Raw genomic sequence first — 24647 nt, 5'->3', positions numbered from 1 at the left:
TCCAATTCAAAACAAAAACTAGGAGAGAGTAATGCGAGCTAAAACTTGGGCGTTGGCAATCACACAAAGTGTGTTGTTAAGCGCAACAGTTCACGCCACTGAATCAAATACACAGTGGGTCGATACCTTCATTGGTACTGGCGGTGATGGCCACACCTTCCCAGGCGCTGTCGTCCCATTTGGTATGGTTCAATTAAGCCCAGATACAGATAACCCTATGCGCGGTGTTTCCCCTCAACCAGAAATCTACAAGCGCTGCGCCGGTTACCACTATGACGACCATACTATTGTTGGTTTCTCCCACACGCATTTCTCTGGCACTGGTCACTCAGATCTTGGCGACTTGCTGATCATGCCAATGACAGGCGAAGTAAAACTCGATGCTGGTACCGCTGAAAATCCAGACATAGGGTATCGCTCACGCTTTTCTCATGACCAAGAATGGTCTGAGCCTGGCTATTATGGCGTTGACTTACTCGACTATGGTGTGAAAGCCGAAGTCACCACAACCACGCGAGTGGGTATGCATAAATACAGCTTCAATAAAGCAAAACAAGGCCATGTATTGCTTGATTTGACCTCAGCAATCTATAACTTTGAAAACAAAGTGATTTGGAGCGACATCCGCAAAATAAACGACACCACATTGGTTGCTTACCGTGCAACTAATGGCTGGGCGCGTAACCGCCAAATGTATTTTGCCATTGAGTTTTCAAAACCTATCACTGACTATCAGTTTTATAATCTAGACAACAACCGTTATCGTTGTATGAATTGCTTAGGAAAAGACAGCAAACACTCTACGATTGAGAATACCGCAGTAAAAATGACAGCAGGTAAAGCCGTTAAGTTTGTTGCAAGCTTTGATGATCTAGACGAAACGCCGCTGTTGGTGAAGGTCGGACTCTCTGCAGTTAGCCGCAAAAACGCATTAGAGAATCTTAAAACTGAAGTGCCAAGTTGGGATTTTGATAACGTTCGCGCAAATGCCAAGTCTCAGTGGGCAAATTATTTAGATAAAGTCGACGTGGAAGGCACCAAAGCGCAAAAACGTCAGTTCTACACTGCGCTTTACCATGCGCTACAAGCGCCTAATATCTACCAAGATGCCAATGGACAGTATCGAGGCGTTGACGGTGAAATTCATGACGGCAAAGGTTTTGAGCACTATACCTTATTCTCGTTGTGGGATACCTATCGTGCATTACATCCATTACTCACTTATATCGACCCAGACCGCGTATCCGGCATGATCCAATCAATGCTTGTACATTATCAGCAAAGCTATGAAAAAATGTTACCTATTTGGTCGTTCCATGCCCACGAAACATGGACCATGATTGGTTATCATGCGGTGTCAGTCATTGCCGATGCATATCTAAAAGGGATCAGAGATTACGATATTGATTTAGCAGTAGAAGCCATTGAAAACACGGCTAACAATCCAGTGTATGACGCCATCCCTGAATACAAGAAATTTGGCTATGTACCAATGGACGTACTTCCTGAGTCTATTTCTATTACTCTTGAATATGCTTACGATGATTTTGCCATCGCAAGAATGTATGAAGCGATGGGCAATGCCAGTAAAGCGAAAGACTATTACCAACGTGCGATGAGCTATAAAAATGTGTTCAATAAAGAAACCGGTTACATGCAAGGGTTAGATTCAAAAGGAAACTGGGATCCCGAATTTGACCCGTTTGAAGCAAAATACATGGGCCCATACACCGAAGGTAACGCTAAGCAATATAGCTTCTATGTACCGCATGATGTAGCTGGCCTGATTGAATTAATGGGTGGTGACGATGCATTTGAAGCACGTCTAGATGCACTGTTTGATACCCACCTTTCTGAAGAGATGATCAAAGAGCACGAAGATATTGCAGGCCTGATTGGTAACTATGCCCATGGTAATGAACCAAGCCATCATATTGCCTATTTATATAACTACGCGGGTAAACCGTGGAGAACCCAAGAGCGTATTCGTCAGATCATGGATACCTTAAGCTCAGACAAACCGGATGGCCTTGCAGGTAATGATGATGTAGGTCAGATGTCTGCTTGGTATATATTCTCAGCGATGGGCTTTTATCCCGTAGCGCCAGGCGACCTAAGCTACGCGATTGGTGCACCTCAGGTGCCAGAAGTTACATTGAAACTTGCAAACGGTAAAGCGTTTAAAACCGTTGCTAAAGGTTTCAGTGATAAAAACAAATACATCAAATCCGTTAAATTGAATGGCAAGCCACTTAAGCGTAGTTATATCACACATAACGACATTATGAATGGTGGTACATTGGAGTATCAAATGTCCAGCAAGCCTAATAAAGCGTGGGGTCAATCCAAAACGCAAAGACCGCCTTCATTGTCGGAGTATAAATAATGGTTAAAGCAGGAATATTTCTTGCGGCTATGACCACATTTGCAAGTGCGCCATTCGCACTTGCAAATGACATCGATAATGCCGCAGCGCAATTAAAACCGATCGCTTTTCAGTCAGACTTAGCATGGCGTCAATTTCCCCTGCCTGCCGTCTCGCTCAGCAAAACAACTAAAATTAACCATTTCGCATGGCAAGAAATTGATAACAAAGTAATAGAGCAGATAAGTTATAACGTGGCTAGATTACTGTATAAAGATATGAGAATGGCGCCTAAACTACCTACACTCCATATCGTCTTTGAAGACCTAAAAGGGGTTGCATATAAAGAGGGCGATTTTAACGGCGCAACAATCCATATCAGCGCAAACTACATGGAAAACTTTTCTAAATCGCACAGCGAAACAGAATCAGTCGACGAACTTATCGGTATTCTCTATCATGAAATTGCCCATGCTTATCAACTAGATGATCATAATTACAAGGAAATAGGGCCAATCATTGAGGGAATAGCGGATGTTGTTAGACTAAAAGCTGGATATATTCCTGATGACATCCAAAATCCTGGTGGCAATTATAAAGATGGCTATAAAAATACTGCATTCTTTATCGATTGGTTATCGAAGCAAAGTAATCGAGACCTACTTCAGGAGATCAATGCTCAGTTGGACCCATATGACGACATAAAGTGGGACTGGCAATACTTCGAGCAGTCAGCAGGTGTTAAATTAGATACTGCTTGGCGACGTTATCAAGCGTCGTTACTTTAACACAAGGTGAGCGTAGTCTCACCTTTATTTAACATTCACTCTAAACCTCTCTTATTTCCTGCCGATAATCAAAGACAAACCTTTGAGTTTTTGATAAAAATAGTTACAAAGGAATCCAATTCCTAAATCTATTAATAACAATCGGCCAACGAGTTTTTTGTTTGGCTGAAGAAAAGAACAAGTTCAACAGGATCATGATGTTTAAAGCGCTAAAGTTCACCACCAAAGTAACCGTAGCAGCCTCCCTTGTGTTAGTGATTGTGCTCGGCTTATTTACCGTAAACAACTTTCTCGTTATGCGAGACCAAACTCAAGCTCGGCTTACCTTGGTTTTACAAGAGATTTCCAGCTCGGTTTCACAAAATATCGCCAATTGGCTCAATGACAGACTTGAAATCGTGGTCTCGATTGCTGATGGACATAGAGCTGATGACTCCACTGAACAGATAAGAAGACGGTTAAAAACCGCAGACACTGCGGGGGATTTCAAAAATGTTTTCATTGGCACGCCAGATGGTACATTTGTTTTGGATGATCCAAGTATCCAACTTCCTGCTGATTTTGATGCGACTAGCCGCCCTTGGTACAAGCTCGCGGAGCAAAAACAAGATACCGCATTTACCGCACCCTATATTGACGTTACCACCAACGAATTCACTATTTCTGCCGTTGTACCGGTGAAACAGGGAGGCCGATTTGCAGGTGTGGCTGGGGGGGACATTGACATGTCAACCATCACAGAAATCATCAACGAAATTGACTTTTTAGGGTTTGGTTACGGTTTTTTACTTGATGAAAGTGGTAAAATACTCAGTCATCCAGATACTAAACTTAATGACAAGCCGATGTCAGAGCTGTTTGGTAAACGCCTGTCATTAAATCGGGATTTCACGGAGCTTGAAATTGATGGCACAGAAAAGCTCGTTTCATTTGTAAAAATGAAAGGCATCAAAAATGTCGACTGGTATCTTGGCGTTGTCATTAATAAAGAAATTGCCTATTCGTCCGTATCTTCTTTTAGAAATATGGCTGCTATCTATATGCTACTTGGCGTTATTGCGATTGTGGTGATGCTACAACTATTGCTCAAGTATCTGATGCGCCCGATGTACAATCTCAACGCAGCCATCAAAGACATCGCCCAAGGTGAAGGTGACCTTACTCGTAGATTAGTCGTAGAGAACCAAGATGAATTTGGCGAGTTATCCGATTATTTCAACCTGTTTATCGACAAAATTCATGCCTCAATTACGCAGGTAAAAAATACTACAGTAACACTTGAAAACGTGGTGAATAGTTTGGTTGCACAAACGCAAGATACCTTATCTATGTATACAGATCAGTCCAAGCGCACCGATAGCGTCGCGACAGCCATCAACGAACTTTCTTCAAGTGCACAAGAGATCTCAAACAATGCAACCCATGCTTCAGAACTTGCCAGTAATGCCAACAAGCTTTCGGTTGAAAGCCAACATTCACTCACTCAAAATATCGAAGAAATCGCTTCACTGACACAAAAAATGTCTCAGGCACAAGACACGCTGGACGGGTTAGATAAACTCTCAGGCAGCATAGGGCAAGTACTTGAAGTGATCAAAGGAGTTAGCGAACAAACCAACTTACTGGCATTAAATGCAGCCATTGAAGCCGCTAGGGCAGGTGAGGCCGGACGTGGATTCGCTGTCGTTGCCGATGAAGTAAGGCAATTGGCACAGCGCACGCAAGAGTCAACGCAAGAAATCGAAAGCACTATTGCTCAGCTACAACAAGGCTCGGCTTCAGCTGTAGCTGTAATGAAAGCAAGTTTAGAAGACTCAGCAAGAAGCGCCGATAGAGCCAATGCTTCTGGTACTAAAATGCAAGAGGTGAGCAATTCGATTGATGCCATAGACGGCGTTAACCATGCAGTTGCCAGCGCCACACACCAGCAAAACACCGTTATCCAAACATTAGATAGCGACATTCATCATATTAGTGACCTCAGCCTGCAAGGCAGTAATAACCTAACCGCAACCCTTGAAGAGTGTAAGTCATTGAAATTACAGTTCGACGAATTAGAACAAATGGTGCTCAAGTTTAGAGTCTAACGCCATTCCAATAATGCTTAAAAGCCGCTTAACAAAAGCGGCTTTTTTGTGATCCTTTTATGACACAAAACACCTGCAACATCTCATTAACCAACAAAATCCCATTAAAACCAACAAGTTAATTGATTAATGTAATTTCAATGACAGCTGTCATATTTGTGTATTAGTTGCGCAACATGGTTGTCATTTTTCGTAATTAGACTGCACCCAGTTTTTTAGCAACTAGCAATAATTTATAAGGTGTATGCGATGAAGTGCGTTAACCACTTGCTTATAGCAGGTATGCTAGCAACGGCCTCTGCCGGAGCAACAGAATTAAATCAAGCGATGGACAAAAGTGCAGCTATCAATGAATCTGCATTAAAGTCTCAAGGGAAAATCGATGGTATTGCAGACGATATGCAGTCTCGTTTGCAAAAGTTCAAGACGTTGAACAAAGAAATCGACGGCCTATCTGTTTACAACGCTCAATTAGAAAAACAAATCAAAAACCAACTTGAAGAAATGGCGGCAATTAACACCTCTATGGATCAGGTTTCGGTGATCGAGCGTCAAATCACACCTCTCATGATGCGCATGATCACAGGTCTGAAACAGTTCGTTGAATTAGATGTGCCTTTCCTTCCCAAAGAGCGTGCTGAGCGTATTACTCAGTTAACTAACTTGATGGACCGTGCTGATATTTCATCAAGCGAGAAGTTCCGCCGCGTACTTGAAGCTTACCAAGTTGAAGTGGACTACGGACGTACTATCGAAGCTTATACCTCATTACTTGACGTGAATGGACAAGAACGTGAAGTAGACTTCCTACGAATTGGTCGCCTTGAGCTACTTTATGTCACAAAAGATGGCAGCCAAGCTGGTTTTTGGAACAAAGACAGTAACGCTTTTGACACATTACCAGATACCAACATCAGCCAAATCAATAAAGGCATTCGCATCGCACGTAAGCAGTTAGCACCTGACATGTTAACGCTTCCAGTTCAGGCTGCAGAGTAATAGGTGAGACCACTATGAAATTCGTACAAAAATTCACTAAACACGCTATTTTCGCAACAACACTTGCGTTAACCGCATCTGCGCATGCTGAACAAGCATTAGATTTAGATTCGCTACTTAAAACCTTAGAGCAAGGGCAAACCGCTCAAACAGCGCAAAACAAACAACGTGAAACCGAGTTCAAAGCGCAGCAAAACAACCAAATCCAAATGTTGAATGCGTTAACGGGTGAACGTAACCAAGCATTGGCTAAATCTGAACGTCTAGAAACCAATTTCGAAGAAAACGAAATTAAACTGGCCAACCTAAGTGACACGCTTAGCAAGCGTATGGGTACATTAAAAGAGCTATTCGGTGTGCTTCAACAAGTAGCTGGCGATAGTTCAAATAAATTCGCAACTTCAGTTGTATCAGCTGAAATTAAAGGTCGTGATGATTACATGACTGAGCTTGCGAAAAAGATGGGCTCAACGTCACGTCTAGCATCAATCGAAGACATTGAAAAAGTCTGGTTTGAGATGCAACGTGAAATGACAGAACAAGGTAAAGTGTCGCGCTTTAATACCGAAGTTATCGTAGCCGGTGGTGCCAAGCAAAATAAAGAAGTGCTTCGCGTTGGTGCATTCAACTTAATCGCTGATGGTAAATACCTGACTTACAACAACGATACACAAACACTTTCTGAACTGACTCGTCAGCCAGCGTCTCGTTTCACCTCAACAGCGGGTGAATTACAAAATGCGAAGAAAGGTTCTGTTGATTTTGCCCTTGACCCAACAGGCGGTTCAATTCTCGGTCTACTAGTACAAGCGCCAAATACCGAAGAACAAGTACACCAAGGTGGCGCGGTAGGTTATGTGATCCTAGGTGTTGGTTTACTCGCACTACTTATTGCAATTGAGCGTTTTGTATCACTTATGTTGATGGGTTCTAAAATCAACCGTCAGCTTAAAGATAGTGTTGCCCGTGACGACAACCCGCTAGGTCGCGTGATGAAAGTGAAAGAGCAATACCCAGATGTGGCTTACGATACGCTAGAACTTAAGTTAAGCGAAGCAATCCTTCGTGAGATGCCAAAGATCACTCGTAACCTGACTTTAATCAAAATTATTTCAGTCGTAGCACCTCTACTTGGTCTACTAGGTACAGTGACCGGTATGATCAACACCTTCCAAGCAATTACCTTGTTTGGTACGGGCGACCCTAAACTCATGGCTGGTGGTATTTCTCAGGCCCTTGTAACTACCGTACTTGGTCTGGTTGTCGCTATCCCAACCGTATTCCTTTACACACTACTAAACACACGTTCTCGTAACTTGCTCCTTATTCTTCAAGAGCAGAGCGCGGGGATCATTGCAGAGCGTAGCGAGAAAGGAGCGTAATCGTGGTTTTATTGCTTGATGCAATTAACGCTTTACGTGAATTCCTTGATACAGGTGGCCAGGTTCTCCTGGTCATCGGCTTCGTAACCTTCGCCATGTGGCTACTTATTCTCGAGCGCTTCATGTTTGTGTTCGGTAAATACAGAGGCTACAAAAACGAAGTCCTACAAGCTTGGAACTCTCGAAATGAGCGTAACAGTTGGAACGCAGAGCAGATAAGACAAGCTACTATCTCTCGCGTGGGGATCAAACTCAACGCCAACTTACCATATATCAATGTCATGGTGGCACTGTGTCCTTTACTAGGACTCCTAGGTACGGTAACCGGCATGATTGAAGTATTTGATGTAATGGCAATCACCGGGTCAGGCAGTGCACGTTCGATGGCATCTGGGGTATCAAAAGCAACTATCCCAACAATGGCAGGCATGGTTGGCGCGCTTTCGGGTGTATTTGCATCGACCTACCTTCAGCGTAAAGCCAAGCGTGAAGTTGAGTTGTTAGAAGATAAAATGCTACTAGACCATTAATCGGTCGTGTGAGGAAAGAATTATGAGAGCACCACTTGCAAAAGTATTCCAAGAAGAAGAAGCAGAAGAAATCAACATGACGCCAATGCTGGACGTTGTATTTATCATGCTTATCTTCTTTATTGTAACGGCCTCTTTCGTTAAAGAAGCGGGTATTGATGTTAACCGCCCAGAAGCGGCCACCGCAGTGAAAAAGCAAAGAGCCAATATCCTGGTTGCAATTTCAGATACTGGTGAAATTTGGATTAACAAACGCCAAGTAGACATCCGTGCAGTTCAAGCAAACATTGAGCGTCTTAAAGCGGAGAATCCGCAGGGTAGTGTGGTTATTCAAGCTGATAAAAAGGCAACTACTGACACGCTAATTAAAGTAATGGATGCATCACGCGCAGCTGGCGCATTTGATGTTTCGATTGCAGCACAGGAGTCATAGGAACATACCATGCGTTACTTAATTGCTTTAGTAATTGCAGGCATAGTTACCTTTTTCCTTTTCTTGGGTATGCAAGCGCTTATCCAAGGAGGGGAAGGAGCAATGACAGATCCTGTAAAAGGACAAGTACTAGATTTCGTCCGTCTTAAAAAAGAAGAGACGGTGGAGAAAAAAGAGCGTAAGCCACAAAAGCCACCAACACCTAAAGAGCCGCCTCCACCAATGGATGCACCACAGACACAGAACAACAATCTTGACGCAACAGGCGGCAACTTTGATTTCAGTGCCAATGTGGACGCTGACGTAGATTTGGCGGGTGGTTTAGCACTTGAGTCCAGTGATGGTGAATATCTGCCAATCGTTAAAGTTGCACCGGTATATCCAAGACGTGCGTTATCACGCGGAATTGAGGGGTATGTGATTGTTGAGTTCATTGTAACTAAACAAGGCACTGTGAGAAACCCTGTTGTAGTAAGCGCCGAACCGGAATCAATCTTCGACCAAGCAGCGCTTGATGCGGCATTGAAATTTAAATACAAACCTCGCGTAGTAAACGGTGAACCGGTTGAAGTTGCGGGTGTTCAAAATAAGATTTCATTTCAAATTAATGGCTAACCGTCATTAAGGATTGCGATTATGAAAATGTTTAAAAAAATTACGTTAGTAAGTGCGTTATTTAGCACAGGTTTAATAGCGCCGAGTCTCATTTCGGTCATACCAAATGTTAATTTGGCAACGGCTTATGCTGACTCAGAAACTAAAACCAAGCGTGTGCCCGCGCTACGCGAAAAAGTGTATAGTCAACTGGCTCGAGCACAAAAACTAGCAGACGATGGGCAAGTTGCAGAAGGCCTCGCTGCCTTAGATTCGGTGAAAGAACGCGTTTCGAGTATGAATAGCTACGAAGTGGCAATGATGTATAACTTCTATGGTTTTATTTATTACAACGAGAACAAGCTCGACAAGGCCATCGAATCTTTCAAAGCAGTTATTGCTGAAGAATCTATTCCTGAGTCCCTGCGTCTTTCTACAACATTTAGCTTGGCTCAATTGGCCATGGCAAACAATGATTTTGAAAGTACATTATCATTCCTTGATCAGTGGAAAGAAGTTAATACGCAGGCCCCAAAAAGTAACTTTTATATTTTAAAGGCGCAAGCACAATATCAACTAAAAAAATATAATGATGCGATAAACAATATAAATATTGCGATTGATTTAGTTGAAGCCGACGGTGAACTACCAAAAGAAAACTGGTTAGTTCTTCAACGTGCGATATATTACTCATTAAATCAGCCGAAAAAAGTAGCGGATGTTTTAGAGAAAATGGTTACTCTTTATGACAAACCACAATACTGGATCCAGCTTGGTGGTATGTACGGTGAGATAGGAGCCGAGAAAAAACAGCTTGCAACATTTGAAACTGCGAAGCAAAGGGGCTTTATAAAATCAAAATCTGATTATATGCAACTTGCTCAAGTCTATTTAATGAACGCCTTGCCTTTTAAAGCAGCAGAAGCACTCGATAACGGAATAAAAGCAGGTGTCGTTGAAGACAGCGCCAAAAACCTAACTTTTATCGCAGAAGCTTTCGTTCAAGCAAGAGAAGATAAAAAGTCACTACCTTTCTTCCTAGCAGCAACTGAAAAAGTTGAACATGGTAATTTAGATCAGAGACTTGCAGAGATCTACTTAAATCTTGAAAAGTATGATGAAGCCGCAGATCACGCCCGACTTGCTCTCAATAAAGGCGATTTAACGTTTGAGTCTAACGCCTATGTTGCACTTGGAATGGCACAGTTTAACCTGCAAAACTTTGATGCTTCTATATTGGCATTCGAACAAGCTGAAAAGCACAAAAAATCAGCAAACCTCGCTAAACAATGGATTAAATATGTGAAGCGAGAAAAAGTTCATGCTGAAACATTAAAACAAGCTTTATTATAATATTTTATAATCGCAACACCAAAGCCGCCTTCGGGCGGTTTTTTTATTTTTAAAAGTTCCAATTTTTATTATGAAGATTTAATTACAATTATTTTGTGTAATCTTCGTGTAATAAAACCCCATTAATTTAGTCACATCATTTAAACACAGTAAAAAAATAATTTTTTAAAAGTCTACTATTGGAGTTAGCAATGGAACTAAAAAACCTCTTCAGAGTCTCTGCAATCGTCGCCGCTATGGCACTTACTGGTTGTGGTGGTGACATCGAAGTTACACCTACTGTAAACGATAACAGCACTAACAATTCAAACAATACGACAAACAATGGCGGTGAAACTCCAGATCCAGTTGTAGAAAACCCTTGTACAACTCGCGCTGTAGGAAGCACTGAAGTTCAAGGTACGTTCCAAGCACCACACTGTGTATACGGTACTGACTTTGCTTCTAAATCGCTAGAAGTACAAGCTGATGTGACATTCAAAAAGCTTGAGAATGGTGGCGCTCACGTATTTAAAGGTGCACTTTTAATCGGTAAAGATTGTAACACTTCAACAGGTTGTACAATCGAGGCGAACGGCCCAACACTAACTGTAGAGCCAGGTGCAGTAATGGCATTCACTTCTGGTGAGTCAGTGGTTCGTATCGCGCGTGGTGCGAAAATCAACGCAGTTGGTACTGCAGCTGAGCCAATTCGTTTCACTTCAGCAGCAGAATTTGACGCATTTAACCTAGCAGGTATCGGTCCACAGTTTGCTGACTGGGGTGGTATCATGGTTAACGGTTTTGGTATCACAAACGAATGTACTGATGCAGAGCGTGATGGCGACCTTTGTAATGCAGATTCTGAAGGTGTAACAAGCTACTATGGCGGTAAAAACAACGCAGATAGCAGCGGTCAAATCAAATATGCACACATTTGGTATGCAGGTTCTGGTCCTCGTGATGGCGGCCCTGGGGACGACTTAAACTCACTAACACTGAATGCTGTGGGTTCTGGTTCAAGCTTCGAATTCCTTCACATTCACCAAGGTTTTGACGATGGTATCGAATTCTTCGGTGGTGCTGCAAACATCAAAAATATCGTAGTAACAGATACTCAAGATGATGGTATCGACGTTGATGCGGGCTGGCAGGGTAAAGGTCAGTTTATTATTGTTAAACACGGTACGATTCAAACAAAGCGTGACGTTACTTATGCTGATGATAACGGCGACGCGGTACTAATCCCTGCAGGCACAGAAGGCTTCATGGGTAACAACGGTTTTGAAACCGATGGTGAAAAAGCAGCAGGCCCTGATTATAGCCAAGCGCCAGCATCTACGCTTAATTTCGCAAACGTAACTGTGATAACGACTGATGGTAACTCTATCCGTGATGATGACGAATCACAAGGCATGAAGTTTGACGATGCAATCCGTGGTATGTATTACAACGCGTTAGTAGTTAAATCATCAGCTTCGAATGGCACTGAATGTCTAGAATTCAAAGACCCAGATGCAGCGGCAAACGCTGAAGCCGATACGCTTAACTATGTAAGCTCTGTACTTGCTTGTTCTGCAAACTTTAAAAATGGTTCTGACCCATTACCTGCAGGTGAAGGTAAAGAAGACTGGTTTGTTAACGCAGGTTCTAACCAAATTCTAAACGGTGCAGCTGACGTACTTGCAGCAGACGGCTTCTCAACAAATTCAAGCTCTACCGCTATCACTGTTGAAGCAAACGACCTAAGCAGCCTAAATGATAACTTCTTCACGACTGTTGATTACATTGGTGCGGTATCTGATAAAGATACATCTTCTGAATGGTATCAGTGGGTTAAGAAAGCAATTGAGGCTTCAAACGCTGACTAATTATCCGTAATGACCTTAGTTATTACAATTAAGGCGCAGTCATTGCGCCTTTTTTATGATTTTTGGCAGGATTGCATATGGATACTCAAATGAAATTTAAAAAAGTTGCTTTAGCCATCAGTACGGCACTCACAGTCGCAACTTCTCTACCAAGCGTTGCAGAAGAAGAACAGGCAATCGAAGAAGTTGTTGCGGTAGGTACTCGTTTGCAAGGTAGTGCTGCGGCGGTAATTGAAGAACGTAAAAACCAAGCCTTCGTTGCGGATATCTTAGGTGCAGAGCAGTTATCTAGAACAGGTGATAGTGATGCAGCATCCGCGCTACGTCGTGTTACCGGCCTTACGTTAGTTGACGGCAAGTTTATCTATGTTCGTGGCCTAGGTGAGCGTTACTCAAGTGCTCGCCTGAATGGTGCCGCAGTACCGAGCCCGGACTTAACCCGAAACGTTATTCCACTCGATATTTTTCCAGCAAGCATTATTGAAAGTCTAGCGGTGCAAAAAGCTTATTCTCCGTCAATGCCTGCTGCATTCGGTGGTGGTAACATCGATATCCGTACTAAGTCTGTACCATCGGAGTTCACCGCAGGTATTGAGGTAGGTATTGGCCAAAACTTTAATTCTGATAAAGGCTTTACCTACAGCGGAACCGCGGAAGGTATACCTCAAGTACTACAAGATGCAGTTGTAAGATATCGTGGTAACTTTGACATCGGTGAAGTTGTAGACAAAAACGGGTTCAAAGATAAAGACGGGCTAACACGTGCGGATCAAGCAATTGACGTGATCAAAGGTTTTGTGTCATCACTTCCTCGCGATATTCAAGTCAAAGAAGAGTCCCTAGATCCAAACTTTGATGTAAAAGCCAACATTGGCAATAGTTTCCAAGAAGATTGGTTGGGCGGCACGGTAGGCTTTATGCTTGCGGGTTCCTATGACAATGATTGGAATTATAGCGACCGTACAACAGGTGTTATTGACGACACATTAGCTGAAAACTGTACTTCAAAACTAGAAACCGCAGAAGACACAGCCAATTCCTGTTATGTGACACTTAAAGAATCTAAAGTAACGACTGAGACTGAACGCCTAAATGGTGTATTCAATATCGGTTACCGCTTAGATCAGCATAGCATTACTTATTCTAAGATTTATCTCGAAGATAACGAGACCGAATCAGAATTTTCCGTGTTACAAAGTCCTAACGGCAGTACCGTTAGAACTATCGCGGGAACAGGCGCGGCACAGCGTTCACATCAGTTTGATTACGAAGAACGCACATTGGATATCGACCAAGTGATTGGTCAACACACGTTCCTCGATTACTGGGGGATAGGCTTTGACTGGCAGTATACAGAGTCAAAAGCGCAAACCGATATTCCAACAGAAATCGACTTTAAGTTTATTGATAACTATAACGAAGACGGTTCTTATAAAAACTCTATCGTTACCGGTGATGATAACCGTATAACGTACGCCTATACAGACATGGAAGACAACGTAAAGTCTTACAGCGGCAATGTTACCTTACCGTTAACCTTCGAGGGTATAGAAATTACCCTTAAAGGTGGTTACGACTTTATGGATAGAGCGCGTGTTTACAATACCAGCAACTTCGTTGTAAATAACAAAAGTGGCATATCCATCCCAGTAAACTTTGATGAATCTGAGATCTATGGATTATCGGGTTATCTTGACGATGAGTTTTTGAACAACAACACTTTCTTGTTGACCTTCAACGAACCTCAGGCACCAGCAGCAGACGATTATATCGCAGCTCAAAAGATTGATGCGGGCTATGGTGAATTTGATATCTTCTTCGACAATACCTGGCGTATTAGTGGTGGTATTCGTTACGAAGACTTTAAACAAGTGTCACTTGCAACATCGAGTCTAATCTTCGACCGCGTAACGATGGAAACGATTTACGACGAGGAGCGTATTTTAGCCGGTACTGTTAACGAAGATAACTTCTTTAACGCACTATCGCTAACGTATCTGTCAGACGGTAACTATCAAGTACGTTTTGGTTATGGTGAAACCACTGTACGTCCAGACTTACGTGAGTTAGTACCGGTTGCCTACTATGATCCATTAACCGATATTCGCACCTTCGGTGTAGCTGGCCTTAAGAGTAGCGACCTGAAAAACTATGACGCGCGCTTTGAATACTATATGGATAATGGCGATAACTTCTCAGTTGCGGCATTCTATAAAGATATTACGGCGCCAATAGAAACTATCTTGCGCGTTGGTGATGAAGACTATACAGCAACCTTCGTGAACGGTGAGGAAGGTGAAGTATACGGTATCGAAGCCGAATGGTTATACGACTTATCGGGCCTTGCGAGTGGCTTCTTTACGTCAGGTAACATCACCCTGAGTGATTCTGAAGTATCGATAGATCCTGCTCGTGCTGGTAACTTAACCAACCCAACGAAGCGTATGACGGGTCACTCAGAGTATGTAGTTAATATGCAATTGAACTATGACTCGGCTGATGGTCAACACAGTGGTTCATTAGTGTATAACGTCTTTGGTGAGCGTATTTTGGCTTCAGGGATCGGCGGTAGAGATGATGCTTATGAGCAACCATTCCACTCACTTGACCTAGTATATACTTGGTATCCTGACTTTAACTCTAAAGTTAAATTTAAAGTCAAGAACTTGCTAAATGAAGATCAAGAAGTAACTCAATCTGACGTAGTGGTTCGACAAAAAGATTTCGGTACCTCTGTTAGCCTGAGCTACAGCTACGAGTTCTAAAGAACAACTAAGCTTTAACCAAAGCCAAGGTCAGCCTTGGCTTTTTTGATCTTTATCAATCTTCGAGATATTTTTTCCCACTAATTCATTATTTCATGGACTAAGTTCTGTAACTTTGTGTATAGTTGGTCTATATATAAAAATATATCCAAATACTTCAGTAGGTTACTAGGTTGTTAATATACTTGTCATATTTAACCAGTAACATTATTTAAGAGCTTTAAAAACAAAACCATAGCTCGTTTCGTACCGAGTTCTTGTTGACGCAAATGCGTTTAATTAGGACAACCTTTACATGTTGTATCCAAACCCCGCCATGCGGGGTTTTTTATTTATTAAATTCCTAATTTCTGGCTAGTCCACCGCGTCTTCTTTTGCTATGGTAGCCATCTAGACATACGACTCACGCAATGATCCGTATAATCAAGAATTAAGGCACATAACATGAAAAAAGTAGGACTCGTCGGCTGGCGTGGAATGGTTGGCTCCGTGCTAATGGAGCGTATGCAGCAAGAAAATGACTTTGATGTCATTGATCCACACTTCTTTACTACCTCACAAGCAGGTCAACTCGGCCCCGTTGTTAAAGGCGGTGGTGAGCCAAAGCCGCTTCAAGACGCAAGCGATATTCAATCGCTTAGCGAAATGGATATTATCATCTCCTGCCAAGGCGGAGATTATACCAAATCTGTATATCCTTCATTGCGTGAACAGGGCTGGGAAGGCTATTGGATAGATGCAGCCTCAGCACTGAGAATGGAAAAAGACAGTATTATTGTGCTTGACCCTGTCAACAAAGATGTCATTCAACAAGGTCTTGAACAAGGTGTAAAAACCTTTGTCGGTGGTAATTGCACGGTTTCTCTTATGCTACTTGCGCTTGGTGGTTTATTCGAGCAAGACTTAATAGAGTGGGTGAGCCCAATGACCTATCAAGCGGCATCCGGAGCAGGCGCAAGAAATATGCGTGAACTCATCACTCAAATGGGTGAGATCCACAGCTCGGTTAAAGCACAACTTAACGACCCAAGTTCAGCCATCCTAGAGATCGATAAGCTAGTGGCAGAAAAAATCAAAGATGAATCTTTACCACAAGATCAATTTGGTGTGCCGTTGGCCGGCAGCTTAATTCCGTGGATTGATGTTCCAATGCCGTCTGGTCAAAGTAAAGAAGAGTGGAAAGCACAAGTAGAAGCAAACAAAATCCTTGGCTCGTCAAAGCAGCCTATTCCTATCGACGGATTGTGTGTACGAATTGGCGCGATGCGCTGTCATTCACAAGCACTCACCATCAAGTTACGAGAAAATCGAAGCGTCGAAGAAATAGAGGAAATTCTAGCGGCACATAATGAATGGGTGCGCGTTATTCCAAATGAGCGTGATATTACGGCAAAAGAGCTAACTCCTGTAAATGTTACTGGCACACTGAGTATTCCTGTAGGCAGGATAAGAAAGCTCACAATGGGTGAAAAATATATCAGTGCATTTACTGTTGGTGATCAACTTTTATGGGGGGCGGCAGAGCCACTTCGTAGAATGTTAAGGATCATTACAGGTTAATTTCTAAAGGCGCCGTTGGCGCCTTTTGTTTTTTTAATCGATGACTTTTGTAAGACCGATTAAGGCATTTTCACTCTCACCATCGTGGCATCGAGTATCACCGCTATCTCTATTTTCAATAACTAAGCGATATACAGTGCGGTATTTTTCACCTTCACGGATAGCATCTAAAACCGGAGCCAAAAGGTAGTGCTGTTCTGGATAGATAACAACAGGCTCAAGGTCGAAACCAGACTCACGCTCAAACCTTACTTCATAACGATTGTCACCTTTTGAGTAAAGGTCGTACACGATCCCTTTACACGTAAATACGACTGCATATGACTTTAATGAGATAAGCGCAAGGCTCACTAACATTAGTTTGATAAATCCTTTCATACATTCCTCTATTTAATTTTGACGCCAATACCATTATTAGCAACAAGAAGGTAGCAACACTGCATTACCATTTGTTTTCAGAAAAATTACTTCAAGTAACATTTATCATATCCTTACTGCCTCAAAACGCTAAATCTATCACGATGTTTGTTACAAAATATCTCACCTTAATTTTGTTGGACTATAGTTACCTTGATTAAACAATAATCTACGCTCGCGCTACGGAGAGACGAATGGGTATTTTGAAAAAATTTTCGATTATGCAGCTCACGATGATTAGTTCTTTCTCACTGCTTGCATTTTTACTATTTTTAGTTGGCAAAAACGTTTTGAATAACTGGAGACAGTACAATGCGGCCGATCAAGATATCAACTATGTCGTTTTGCTCGATGCCATTGAGAAAGTAGCGCATCATCATGCGGTAGAGCGCGGCTTAACGGCAGGGTTCCTTGGTAATCCAAGTAGTGATAATAAACGAAAGGTCGACGAGCAACGTGAAATTGCCGACCAAACAATATCAACGCTTAAGAGTATTCACTCTTCACTGTTTCTTAAAGATAAAAATGTGCAAAAATGGTTACCTTATATTTTTGAAGTGGAAGCCAATAAGAACCGCGTAAGAGGTGAGGTCGACAGGAAGAATAGCAGTAATGCCTTTGCTTACTACAGCAAACTTAATCAAGTTTCATTAAACACAGCAGCAAAAATTCAAGCCTACGTATCAGATAGAACCCTATCTTCTGAACTTTCTATTGCTTTCCTTATTGCCCAAAGTAAAGAGCGCCTTGGACAGATCCGTGGCAAAGTGAATGGCGTGCTTGCGAAAAAAGCAATGTCAGACACCCTCAAAGACGATATCAAGTACTATCGCCAACAGCTAGAGATGTCATTACATCAATTAGAAACCGCACTCGAAGGTACAGGCCAAAGCAACGTACAAACTATTTTATCTTCAAGCGAGGCAAAAGCATTCAATCAAATTCTTGATACTCTTGAAAGCCAAGGGCAAGTTGACTTTAGTCGCTTACCTTCAAGTGCCGAGTGGTTTTCTGCTGCGACAAGTCTAATTGGTAAGTTCAAGACCAAACTCGATTCCGTATGGGAAATGACAATTAAAGATAGCCAAAAGCACAAATCAGATATCGCATTTGAAAGTATCTTAATGTTTGTGCTTTTTGTCATCGTTCTCAGCTTTATCGCGCTCGTCAACTTTCACCTCATTCGCTCATTACGCTCAGAGCTTTCACAATTAACGAGCATATTAAAACGCGTAGCTGAAGAGGGCGACTTAACTTTAGATATGCGCTTAAACACTCGCGATGAGCTTGGGCAAATCTCCGAGTCAATTTACAATACAATTTATGCGTTTAAAGATTTAATGGTTGGCTTAGCCAAGTCGGTACAGGTAGGTACAAGGCTTGGCGAAAAAATGCATTTAGCAGCCTCTAACGTCAATGAGGATGCACAAAAAACCCAAGGCATGGCATCTTCCATTGCGGTTGCTATAGAAGAAATGGCCGCAACCAGCCAAGAAATTGCAAAACTCGCGCAAGATACACTGGATGCCAGCGACCAACTTAACATCGAATCACAGCAGTTACTTGCAGACAACCAAAAGAACTTAGACACCATGAAAACCCTCTCGACGAGTATGAACACCGTCGACGAGATGGCCGCGAGTATGGAAAAGCAGGTTTCTGAGATAAATACTATCTTGGACTCAATTCGCAGTGTTGCTGAGCAAACTAACTTGCTTGCACTCAATGCCGCAATAGAAGCAGCCCGCGCAGGCGAGCACGGTCGTGGCTTTGCAGTTGTAGCCGATGAAGTGCGTGGACTTGCAAACAACAGTAAACAATCTTCAGAGCAAATTTCCACACTGTTACTTAGCTTGTCAGAAATAAGCCAAAGCGTTGTTAAATCAATCAGAGAAAACACACTGCTCACACAAAATACCATGAACGAAGTAGAAGAAACGCGAAAAGTATCGCTCAGAGTAAACGAACACAGTTCGCATGTTGAAAAGCTAACGACCTCAGTTGCCACCGCAGCCTGCGAACAATCAGAAGTCGCCGCCGATATATCACAAAACACCGCCGCAGTGCTTGAAGCCGCAAACCATGAATTAGATACATCGAAAGCGTTAAATGAATTGTTTAAAGATATGAAACTGAATAGCGATACGCTACAACGCACAATGGATATATTTAAAATTGATAAGAGCTAGCACCCTATGAATATTCGAGAGTTCAGCGAGAACGATTATCCAAGAGTTTTGGAGATCTATTCTGACACACCAAGCATGTAGCAGCTGAGTCCAACAAGCGATGATGCAACACAAATTACGCGTCGTATAAATACTAGAATGTTAACTATTAGGTAGAGATATGTCAGAGTATAAGCTTACGAGAGAAATCATAGACCTATCAGCGTCTGCGGTTTGGGATGTCGCGAAGCTCGAGTGGTCGCTGGCTCAAATATATGAAGCAGATGAGCCTGAGCGCTGTCTGTGTGGACACTTCCCAATCATTGAAATATGTATATTACAAAATAAGCATAATCATCACAGAGCTACCGTTGGAAACTGCTGTGTTAAAAAGTTCATAGGTCTTCCTTCAGATAAAATCTTCCAAGCAGTTAAGCGTGTGCGAAAAAATAATGAAAAATCACTCAATGCAGAAGCTGTAGACCACGCGTATAGAAACGGCTGGATTAATGATTGGGAGTACAAATTTTCCATTGATACTATGCGAAAGAGAAAACTATCAGTGAAACAGCTCCAAACACGCACAAAGGTTAATGAAAAAATGCTATTCAATATGCGTCGCGCTAATCAAAATGGTTAATAAGGCAATAAAAAGTCGCTCTCAATAGCCTTCATATTACAGAAAGCTAACAAAGCCCAGTCAGAGGGACAGCCAAAGTCTGAGCTTAACGAGCCAAGCTCAGACATTACCAATCGCTATTATTCCACCAAATCCAGAATATAGGCGGCACCTGAGCCTTCTCCTTTGTCATCGCGGTGGGGAGTTGCGATGATGGCGGTGTTATTTGAAACCGCAATATTCCAACCAAACCTATCTTCTGGCGCTGCATCATTGGCAAATACCTTAGACGCATATTGCCATTGGCCTTGTTGTTTTTTGTATAGATAAAGTGCCCCCGCGTTATTACCTTTTTCATCATGGTGCATGGCGGTGATAAACGCCATGTCCTTACTTAACGCAACACCGCGTGCAAATCTATCATCCGCTTTGGCATCTGGAGCCACTAATTTTTGAGTTTGTGTCCATTTATAATTTGTTCTCTCAAACAGATATGCAGAGCCGGCGTCTTTACCTATCCCATCGATATCATCTCTTCTGGCTGAAATAAGGGCTGTATCTCCAAAAATAGCCACGCGAACACCAAAAATATCAGTGTTCCCACCATCATTTGCCATCAGTTTTGCTTGCGAATTCCACTTTTTACCATCGAATTGATACACATAAACAGCACCGGCTTTTTCTGCTTTTTCATCATTTAAATCTGCGCCGACTAAAATGGTATCGCCATCTATTGCTACGCTAATTCCGAATAAGTCCCCATCAGCGCCATCCCTTGCCGTCAACTTTGACTGAAAATGCCAGCTATTGTTTTCTCTCACGTATACATACGCTGAGCCTGAGTCTTTGTGTGGCGCATCGCTGTGTGGTGCACCGATCACTAAAAATTGCTCGGTGAGGGCAATGCTTTGTCCAAAGGCATCACCCGCTTTTGCATCGTTGGCGGTTAAAATTTGTTTTTGTACCCAGCTATTTTCTGTACGCTCAAAGGCAAACACCGCACCGGCATTTTCTCCTTTATCGTCCCGATTTATAGCACCAAGCATGGCAATATTATTCTTAAGGGCAACATTGCCGCCAAGCGTGTCGCCCGCATTGGCAGACTGCGCGATGAGCTTTGCTTGTTGCTGCCAGCCAGACGCACCTAGCGTGTATAGGTAAGCCGCACCAGTATCCTGACTCGTATTTGCATCCACTTTATGGGCACCAACTAATGCAGTTGTGCCGTCTATCGCTACGCTATAACCAAACTGATCTTCTGCTTTACCATCATCGGCTACCAATTTTTGTTGCACAGCCATACTTTGACAGGCTATCACTAACGCCAAACTAGGGAAGTATTTTAAAATAGAGGGGGCTTTCATCATTATTCTTTTTGTTTTCGATATAGGGAATAAACATAGTATTCCACTGCTTACGACTTAACAAGAGGTTGTGTTCTTAAGTTTTTTTGTTGGCGAGAAGGATTGATAAGCGTCTGGAGCAGTGACATTTTGTGATGGTAATAATGAGTTTCAGCGTCTAACTCAAGAACAACCAAAACCCATCATATAAAACAATAAACTAAACCTTATCCGAGCCAATATTGGCCAAACAGTTGAGGTAATTCAGCCTTTAACTGTTTTGGTTTATTTTTAAACTTTTTACCTTGCGGCGGAAAGTTCACGACACTGTGATACGGAAGTTCGTCTTGGTTTTTTTCTTCAAAAAGCAACCCTGCAACTAAATCTAATTCGTCAATAAATGGGTAGGGCAGGTCATCTTTATTCGGAATAGCAAACTTATTAGCTAATTCGTCTGGTTCCGCAGTGAGTACGCTTACCGCTTCAGGGCCGCGACTGATGATCCAATTACAAAAATCTAAGAAATCATATTCGCTATTACAGCCAGCAATCACGTAGGCCACTTTCCAGTTATCCCAATGCCACAGTGCTCTGAGTTCTTTGATATATAATGCATCGAACTGAGCAATTTCTTCTGAACTTAAAGGTGATAAACGCGTTTTTAAATAGTCATTATCGTTTGAATGATCGGGGGCGGTGACAAGCTGCCAGAAGCGTTCGAGTTCCATGTGCGTAATCTAACTTGATAAAAACGAGATTATAGCCAGTAACCTAATGAGAGTAAATCGAAGCCGCCATGCAAAATAACTGCAGCGGGTTGTACGTAATACAATGTACTCACCCGCCCAAAAGATAACAGTGACAGCTAAAAGGTAAGTGGTTTTATCCTTTCAGTGCTTTGTCACCACGGCCAATACCTACCGCGCCAGAACGCACAAGTTCAATAATGTCGCTTTCGTGACGTAATAAATCCAAGAAAGACTCAAGACGGTCGGCTGAGCTTACCATCTGTAATATATAACTTTGCTTGCCCATATCTATAATGCTGGCTTGGAACACCTCAGAAACACGATTGATAGCGGCTCGTGTTACTTCATCTCTGGCATAGACTTTTACCAGTAGCAGCTCTCTTTCAATGTGCTGCATATCAGTTAAATCTATAACCTTAAGCACATCCACCAACTTGTTAACTTGCTTGGTGATTTGTTCAACAATGCGGTCATCGCCTTGGGTCGTGATGGTGATACGAGATAGCGTTTTGTCTGCGGTTGTACCCACTGTTAAGCTGTCAATGTTGTACGCACGTTGAGAAAATAAACCCACAATACGAGAAAGGGAGCCAGGTTCATTCTCTAATAAAATCGATAGTATTCTTCTCATTATGCTTTTACTCCTTTTTTCAACCACATCTCGTCTATCGCACCTTGCTTAATTTGCATTGGATACACATGTTCAGACTCATCGACCAAAATATCTAAAAATACAAGTCGGTCTTTAATCGACATTGCTTTTTCCAGCGCCGCATCAAGTTGCTCAGGCTTATCAACCCGAATACCGATATGACCATAACTCTCGGCAAGCGCAACAAAATCAGGCAGGGACTCCATATAAGAGCTCGCGTGACGTCCCTCATACATCATGTCTTGCCATTGGCGTACCATACCAAGCGAGCGGTTGTTTAACGAGATGACCTTGACAGCAAGGCCGTATTGCAAACAGGTTGAAAGTTCCTGAATATTCATTTGGATAGAGCCATCCCCAGTTACGCACAATACTTCACTTTGCGGAAATGCCATTTTTACTCCCATCGCAGCGGGTAAACCAAATCCCATGGTGCCAAGACCGCCTGAATTGATCCATTGACGAGGTGATTTAAACGGGTAGTACTGCGCTGCAAACATCTGGTGTTGTCCTACGTCTGAGCAAACATACGCGTCACCGCTGGTCATTTGGTATAGCTTTTCGATAACCATTTGCGGCTTGATTTTTTCAACACCCGCTGTAAACGACAAACACTTCTGAGCGCGCCATGTGGTAATTGCTTGCCACCAATCTTCTTGTGCAGCGCGGTCGATGCGCTTCTCGCTTTTTTCGATACCGCGTAGCAATTGCTCCATCACTGTATCTAAGCAGCCCACAACTGGAATATGCGCTTGAATGGTCTTAGAAATTGAAGTTGGATCCACATCAACGTGAACAATTTTGGCATCCGGACAAAACTTCTTAACGTTATTGGTCACACGGTCATCAAAACGCGCCCCTAACGCTAAGATAACATCGGCATTCGCCATCGCCTTATTAGCTTCAAGACTTCCGTGCATCCCTAACATGCCAATAAAGTTAGGATGTGTGCCACTGATCCCGCCAAGACCCATTAGGGTATTGGTGATAGGCGCGTTTAATTTCTCAACCAGCTCAGTTAGTTTTTCCGAGGTATTCGAAAGAATAATGCCGCCGCCAGAATAGATAACCAAACGCTTCGCTTCAATAATGGCTTCAACCGCTTTGCGGATCTGCTTGGAATGCCCTTTTACACTCGGGTTGTAAGTACGCATATCAATCTGTTCAGGCATCTGATAATCGAATTTAAGCGCAGGGTTTAAAATATCTTTTGGCAGCTCAACCACAATCGGTCCCGGTCTACCAGAGTTGGCTAGATAAAATGCCTTAGCTAACACTTCTGGGATTTTTGTTGCGTCGCGGCAGTTAAAACTGTGTTTAACGATAGGGCGAGAGCAACCAACAATATCCGTCTCTTGAAACGCATCATCGCCGATTAGGTTTGAAGGTACTTGCCCTGAGAGTACAACCATTGGGATTGAATCCATATAAGCGGTCGCGATCCCTGTAATGCAGTTAGTGGCACCAGGGCCACTGGTCGCAAGGACGACACCGACGTCTCCCGTTGCTCTGGCATAACCGTCTGCCATGTGGGTTGCTGCTTGCTCATGTCTAACCAAGATATGCTCAATATCTGATTGCTGAAACAAGGCATCATAAAGATCAAGAACCGATCCGCCGGGATAGCCAAATATGTATTTTACTTTTAATGCGCTCAATGCTTTTACTACTAGCTCGGAGCCGTTGTATTGCTCTGCCATTACCTCATTCCTCGTTGACTGTGCGTGCCTGTTATATTTCTAAAATCAAAAAAAAACCCCGCTGGTTGCGGGGTTTGAGTATTTCTTTCAAGTAATAGCTCCCCGCTGAACTCTATGAAGAGACCAGTACCACCACGAGAACGATTAGTTGAAAGAAATTAGTCATTATTTTGCCTTTAAGTTGATGTCAAAGTTAGCCTACACAGTATTAGATATAAATTCCACCTTTCCACCTTTCAATTGTTGAAATATTACATTTCAATTTAAAATTCACCACCAATTAGATTTTTTAT

Annotated in this window: 19 protein-coding genes; 14 read left to right on the top strand and 5 right to left on the bottom strand. The window is 42.6% G+C overall.

All coding sequences use genetic code 11. The features are described from left to right. Positions 1-31: 31 nt before the first annotated feature. From MHN30_RS07680 to asd, 12 genes are all read left to right on the top strand, one after another. Positions 32-2386: a GH92 family glycosyl hydrolase gene (locus MHN30_RS07680; RefSeq protein ID WP_239359150.1), complete on the top strand. Its 2355-nt coding sequence runs from the start codon at positions 32-34 to the stop codon at positions 2384-2386. After that, a complete protein-coding gene (locus tag MHN30_RS07675) occupies positions 2386-3153 on the top strand; it encodes a basic secretory protein-like protein (protein WP_130165556.1) in 768 nt (255 codons plus the stop codon). The genes MHN30_RS07680 and MHN30_RS07675 overlap by 1 nt, the downstream gene beginning before the upstream one ends. Positions 3154-3350: 197 nt before the next feature. Beyond that, positions 3351-5240, top strand: coding sequence for a methyl-accepting chemotaxis protein (locus tag MHN30_RS07670; protein ID WP_239359167.1), 1890 nt, complete (start codon positions 3351-3353; stop codon positions 5238-5240). Between the two features lie 249 nt (positions 5241-5489). Continuing rightward, the gene (locus tag MHN30_RS07665) at positions 5490-6239 is read left to right on the top strand and encodes a DUF3450 domain-containing protein (protein WP_069019190.1); all 750 of its coding nucleotides are present in this window, start codon (positions 5490-5492) and stop codon (positions 6237-6239) included. 14 nt (positions 6240-6253) lie between these two features. Beyond that, positions 6254-7621 (top strand): MotA/TolQ/ExbB proton channel family protein, encoded by a 1368-nt coding sequence (locus MHN30_RS07660; protein WP_239359148.1) that lies wholly within the window; start codon positions 6254-6256, stop codon positions 7619-7621. 2 nt (positions 7622-7623) lie between these two features. After that, complete coding sequence (locus MHN30_RS07655; protein ID WP_010378705.1) at positions 7624-8151, top strand: MotA/TolQ/ExbB proton channel family protein; 528 nt, start codon at positions 7624-7626, stop codon at positions 8149-8151. Positions 8152-8173: 22 nt separating this feature from the next. Continuing rightward, positions 8174-8584 (top strand): biopolymer transporter ExbD, encoded by a 411-nt coding sequence (locus tag MHN30_RS07650; protein WP_010378708.1) that lies wholly within the window; start codon positions 8174-8176, stop codon positions 8582-8584. Positions 8585-8593: 9 nt separating this feature from the next. Then, complete coding sequence (locus MHN30_RS07645) at positions 8594-9199, top strand: energy transducer TonB (RefSeq protein ID WP_010378710.1); 606 nt, start codon at positions 8594-8596, stop codon at positions 9197-9199. A gap of 21 nt (positions 9200-9220) precedes the next feature. Continuing rightward, positions 9221-10531 (top strand): CDC27 family protein, encoded by a 1311-nt coding sequence (locus MHN30_RS07640; protein ID WP_239359147.1) that lies wholly within the window; start codon positions 9221-9223, stop codon positions 10529-10531. A gap of 191 nt (positions 10532-10722) precedes the next feature. Beyond that, positions 10723-12381: a hypothetical protein gene (locus MHN30_RS07635; protein ID WP_239359145.1), complete on the top strand. Its 1659-nt coding sequence runs from the start codon at positions 10723-10725 to the stop codon at positions 12379-12381. Positions 12382-12458: 77 nt separating this feature from the next. Continuing rightward, positions 12459-15146 (top strand): TonB-dependent receptor, encoded by a 2688-nt coding sequence (locus MHN30_RS07630; protein WP_239359144.1) that lies wholly within the window; start codon positions 12459-12461, stop codon positions 15144-15146. Between the two features lie 444 nt (positions 15147-15590). Beyond that, complete coding sequence (asd, locus tag MHN30_RS07625) at positions 15591-16706, top strand: aspartate-semialdehyde dehydrogenase (protein ID WP_130165553.1); 1116 nt, start codon at positions 15591-15593, stop codon at positions 16704-16706. Between the two features lie 33 nt (positions 16707-16739). On the opposite strand, the gene MHN30_RS07620 is transcribed toward asd, so the two are convergent. Beyond that, positions 16740-17084: a hypothetical protein gene (locus MHN30_RS07620; RefSeq protein ID WP_010378719.1), complete on the bottom strand. Its 345-nt coding sequence runs from the start codon at positions 17082-17084 to the stop codon at positions 16740-16742. A gap of 272 nt (positions 17085-17356) precedes the next feature. Here MHN30_RS07620 and MHN30_RS07615 point away from each other — a divergent pair, with 272 nt between their 5' ends. Next, positions 17357-19312: a methyl-accepting chemotaxis protein gene (locus MHN30_RS07615; RefSeq protein ID WP_239359143.1), complete on the top strand. Its 1956-nt coding sequence runs from the start codon at positions 17357-17359 to the stop codon at positions 19310-19312. Positions 19313-19472: 160 nt separating this feature from the next. Beyond that, positions 19473-19931 carry a hypothetical protein gene (locus MHN30_RS07610; RefSeq protein ID WP_130165551.1) on the top strand — a complete coding sequence of 153 codons (459 nt, stop codon included), beginning with the start codon at positions 19473-19475 and terminating at the stop codon, positions 19929-19931. A 119-nt stretch (positions 19932-20050) separates the two neighbouring features. On the opposite strand, the gene MHN30_RS07605 is transcribed toward MHN30_RS07610, so the two are convergent. The 4 genes from MHN30_RS07605 to MHN30_RS07590 all read right to left on the bottom strand — a co-directional run bounded on the left by MHN30_RS07605 (position 20051) and on the right by MHN30_RS07590 (position 24354). Further along, positions 20051-21277 (bottom strand): FG-GAP repeat protein, encoded by a 1227-nt coding sequence (locus MHN30_RS07605; protein WP_239359142.1) that lies wholly within the window; start codon positions 21275-21277, stop codon positions 20051-20053. A gap of 203 nt (positions 21278-21480) precedes the next feature. Next, positions 21481-21981: a DUF4240 domain-containing protein gene (locus MHN30_RS07600; protein WP_239359141.1), complete on the bottom strand. Its 501-nt coding sequence runs from the start codon at positions 21979-21981 to the stop codon at positions 21481-21483. A gap of 154 nt (positions 21982-22135) precedes the next feature. Next, positions 22136-22633 carry an acetolactate synthase small subunit gene (gene ilvN / locus MHN30_RS07595; protein ID WP_239359140.1) on the bottom strand — a complete coding sequence of 166 codons (498 nt, stop codon included), beginning with the start codon at positions 22631-22633 and terminating at the stop codon, positions 22136-22138. After that, positions 22633-24354 (bottom strand): acetolactate synthase 3 large subunit, encoded by a 1722-nt coding sequence (locus MHN30_RS07590; RefSeq protein ID WP_239359134.1) that lies wholly within the window; start codon positions 24352-24354, stop codon positions 22633-22635. The genes ilvN and MHN30_RS07590 overlap by 1 nt, the downstream gene beginning before the upstream one ends. Positions 24355-24647 lie beyond the last annotated feature (293 nt).

This window comes from Pseudoalteromonas sp. OF7H-1, from assembly GCF_022347825.1.
Lineage (GTDB): Bacteria > Pseudomonadota > Gammaproteobacteria > Enterobacterales > Alteromonadaceae > Pseudoalteromonas > Pseudoalteromonas maricaloris.
The sequence above is the reverse complement of the archived record's forward strand: the minus strand, read 5'-3'. Positions and strand labels throughout refer to the sequence as shown.

Bases quoted from the DNA above. Each gene is read 5' to 3' on its own strand.
- MHN30_RS07600 (WP_239359141.1), bottom strand. From the start codon at position 21,981: ATGGAACTCGAACGCTTCTGGCAGCTTGTCACCGCCCCCGATCATTCA.
- MHN30_RS07665 (WP_069019190.1), top strand. From the start codon at position 5,490: ATGAAGTGCGTTAACCACTTGCTTATAGCAGGTATGCTAGCAACGGCC.
- MHN30_RS07660 (WP_239359148.1), top strand. From the start codon at position 6,254: ATGAAATTCGTACAAAAATTCACTAAACACGCTATTTTCGCAACAACA.
- MHN30_RS07650 (WP_010378708.1), top strand. From the start codon at position 8,174: ATGAGAGCACCACTTGCAAAAGTATTCCAAGAAGAAGAAGCAGAAGAA.
- asd (WP_130165553.1), top strand. From the start codon at position 15,591: ATGAAAAAAGTAGGACTCGTCGGCTGGCGTGGAATGGTTGGCTCCGTG.
- MHN30_RS07645 (WP_010378710.1), top strand. From the start codon at position 8,594: ATGCGTTACTTAATTGCTTTAGTAATTGCAGGCATAGTTACCTTTTTC.
- MHN30_RS07620 (WP_010378719.1), bottom strand. From the start codon at position 17,084: ATGAAAGGATTTATCAAACTAATGTTAGTGAGCCTTGCGCTTATCTCA.
- MHN30_RS07635 (WP_239359145.1), top strand. From the start codon at position 10,723: ATGGAACTAAAAAACCTCTTCAGAGTCTCTGCAATCGTCGCCGCTATG.
- MHN30_RS07610 (WP_130165551.1), top strand. From the start codon at position 19,473: ATGTCAGAGTATAAGCTTACGAGAGAAATCATAGACCTATCAGCGTCT.
- MHN30_RS07630 (WP_239359144.1), top strand. From the start codon at position 12,459: ATGGATACTCAAATGAAATTTAAAAAAGTTGCTTTAGCCATCAGTACG.
- MHN30_RS07605 (WP_239359142.1), bottom strand. From the start codon at position 21,277: ATGATGAAAGCCCCCTCTATTTTAAAATACTTCCCTAGTTTGGCGTTA.
- MHN30_RS07590 (WP_239359134.1), bottom strand. From the start codon at position 24,354: ATGGCAGAGCAATACAACGGCTCCGAGCTAGTAGTAAAAGCATTGAGC.
- MHN30_RS07680 (WP_239359150.1), top strand. From the start codon at position 32: ATGCGAGCTAAAACTTGGGCGTTGGCAATCACACAAAGTGTGTTGTTA.
- MHN30_RS07640 (WP_239359147.1), top strand. From the start codon at position 9,221: ATGAAAATGTTTAAAAAAATTACGTTAGTAAGTGCGTTATTTAGCACA.
- MHN30_RS07615 (WP_239359143.1), top strand. From the start codon at position 17,357: ATGATTAGTTCTTTCTCACTGCTTGCATTTTTACTATTTTTAGTTGGC.
- MHN30_RS07670 (WP_239359167.1), top strand. From the start codon at position 3,351: ATGTTTAAAGCGCTAAAGTTCACCACCAAAGTAACCGTAGCAGCCTCC.
- ilvN (WP_239359140.1), bottom strand. From the start codon at position 22,633: ATGAGAAGAATACTATCGATTTTATTAGAGAATGAACCTGGCTCCCTT.
- MHN30_RS07675 (WP_130165556.1), top strand. From the start codon at position 2,386: ATGGTTAAAGCAGGAATATTTCTTGCGGCTATGACCACATTTGCAAGT.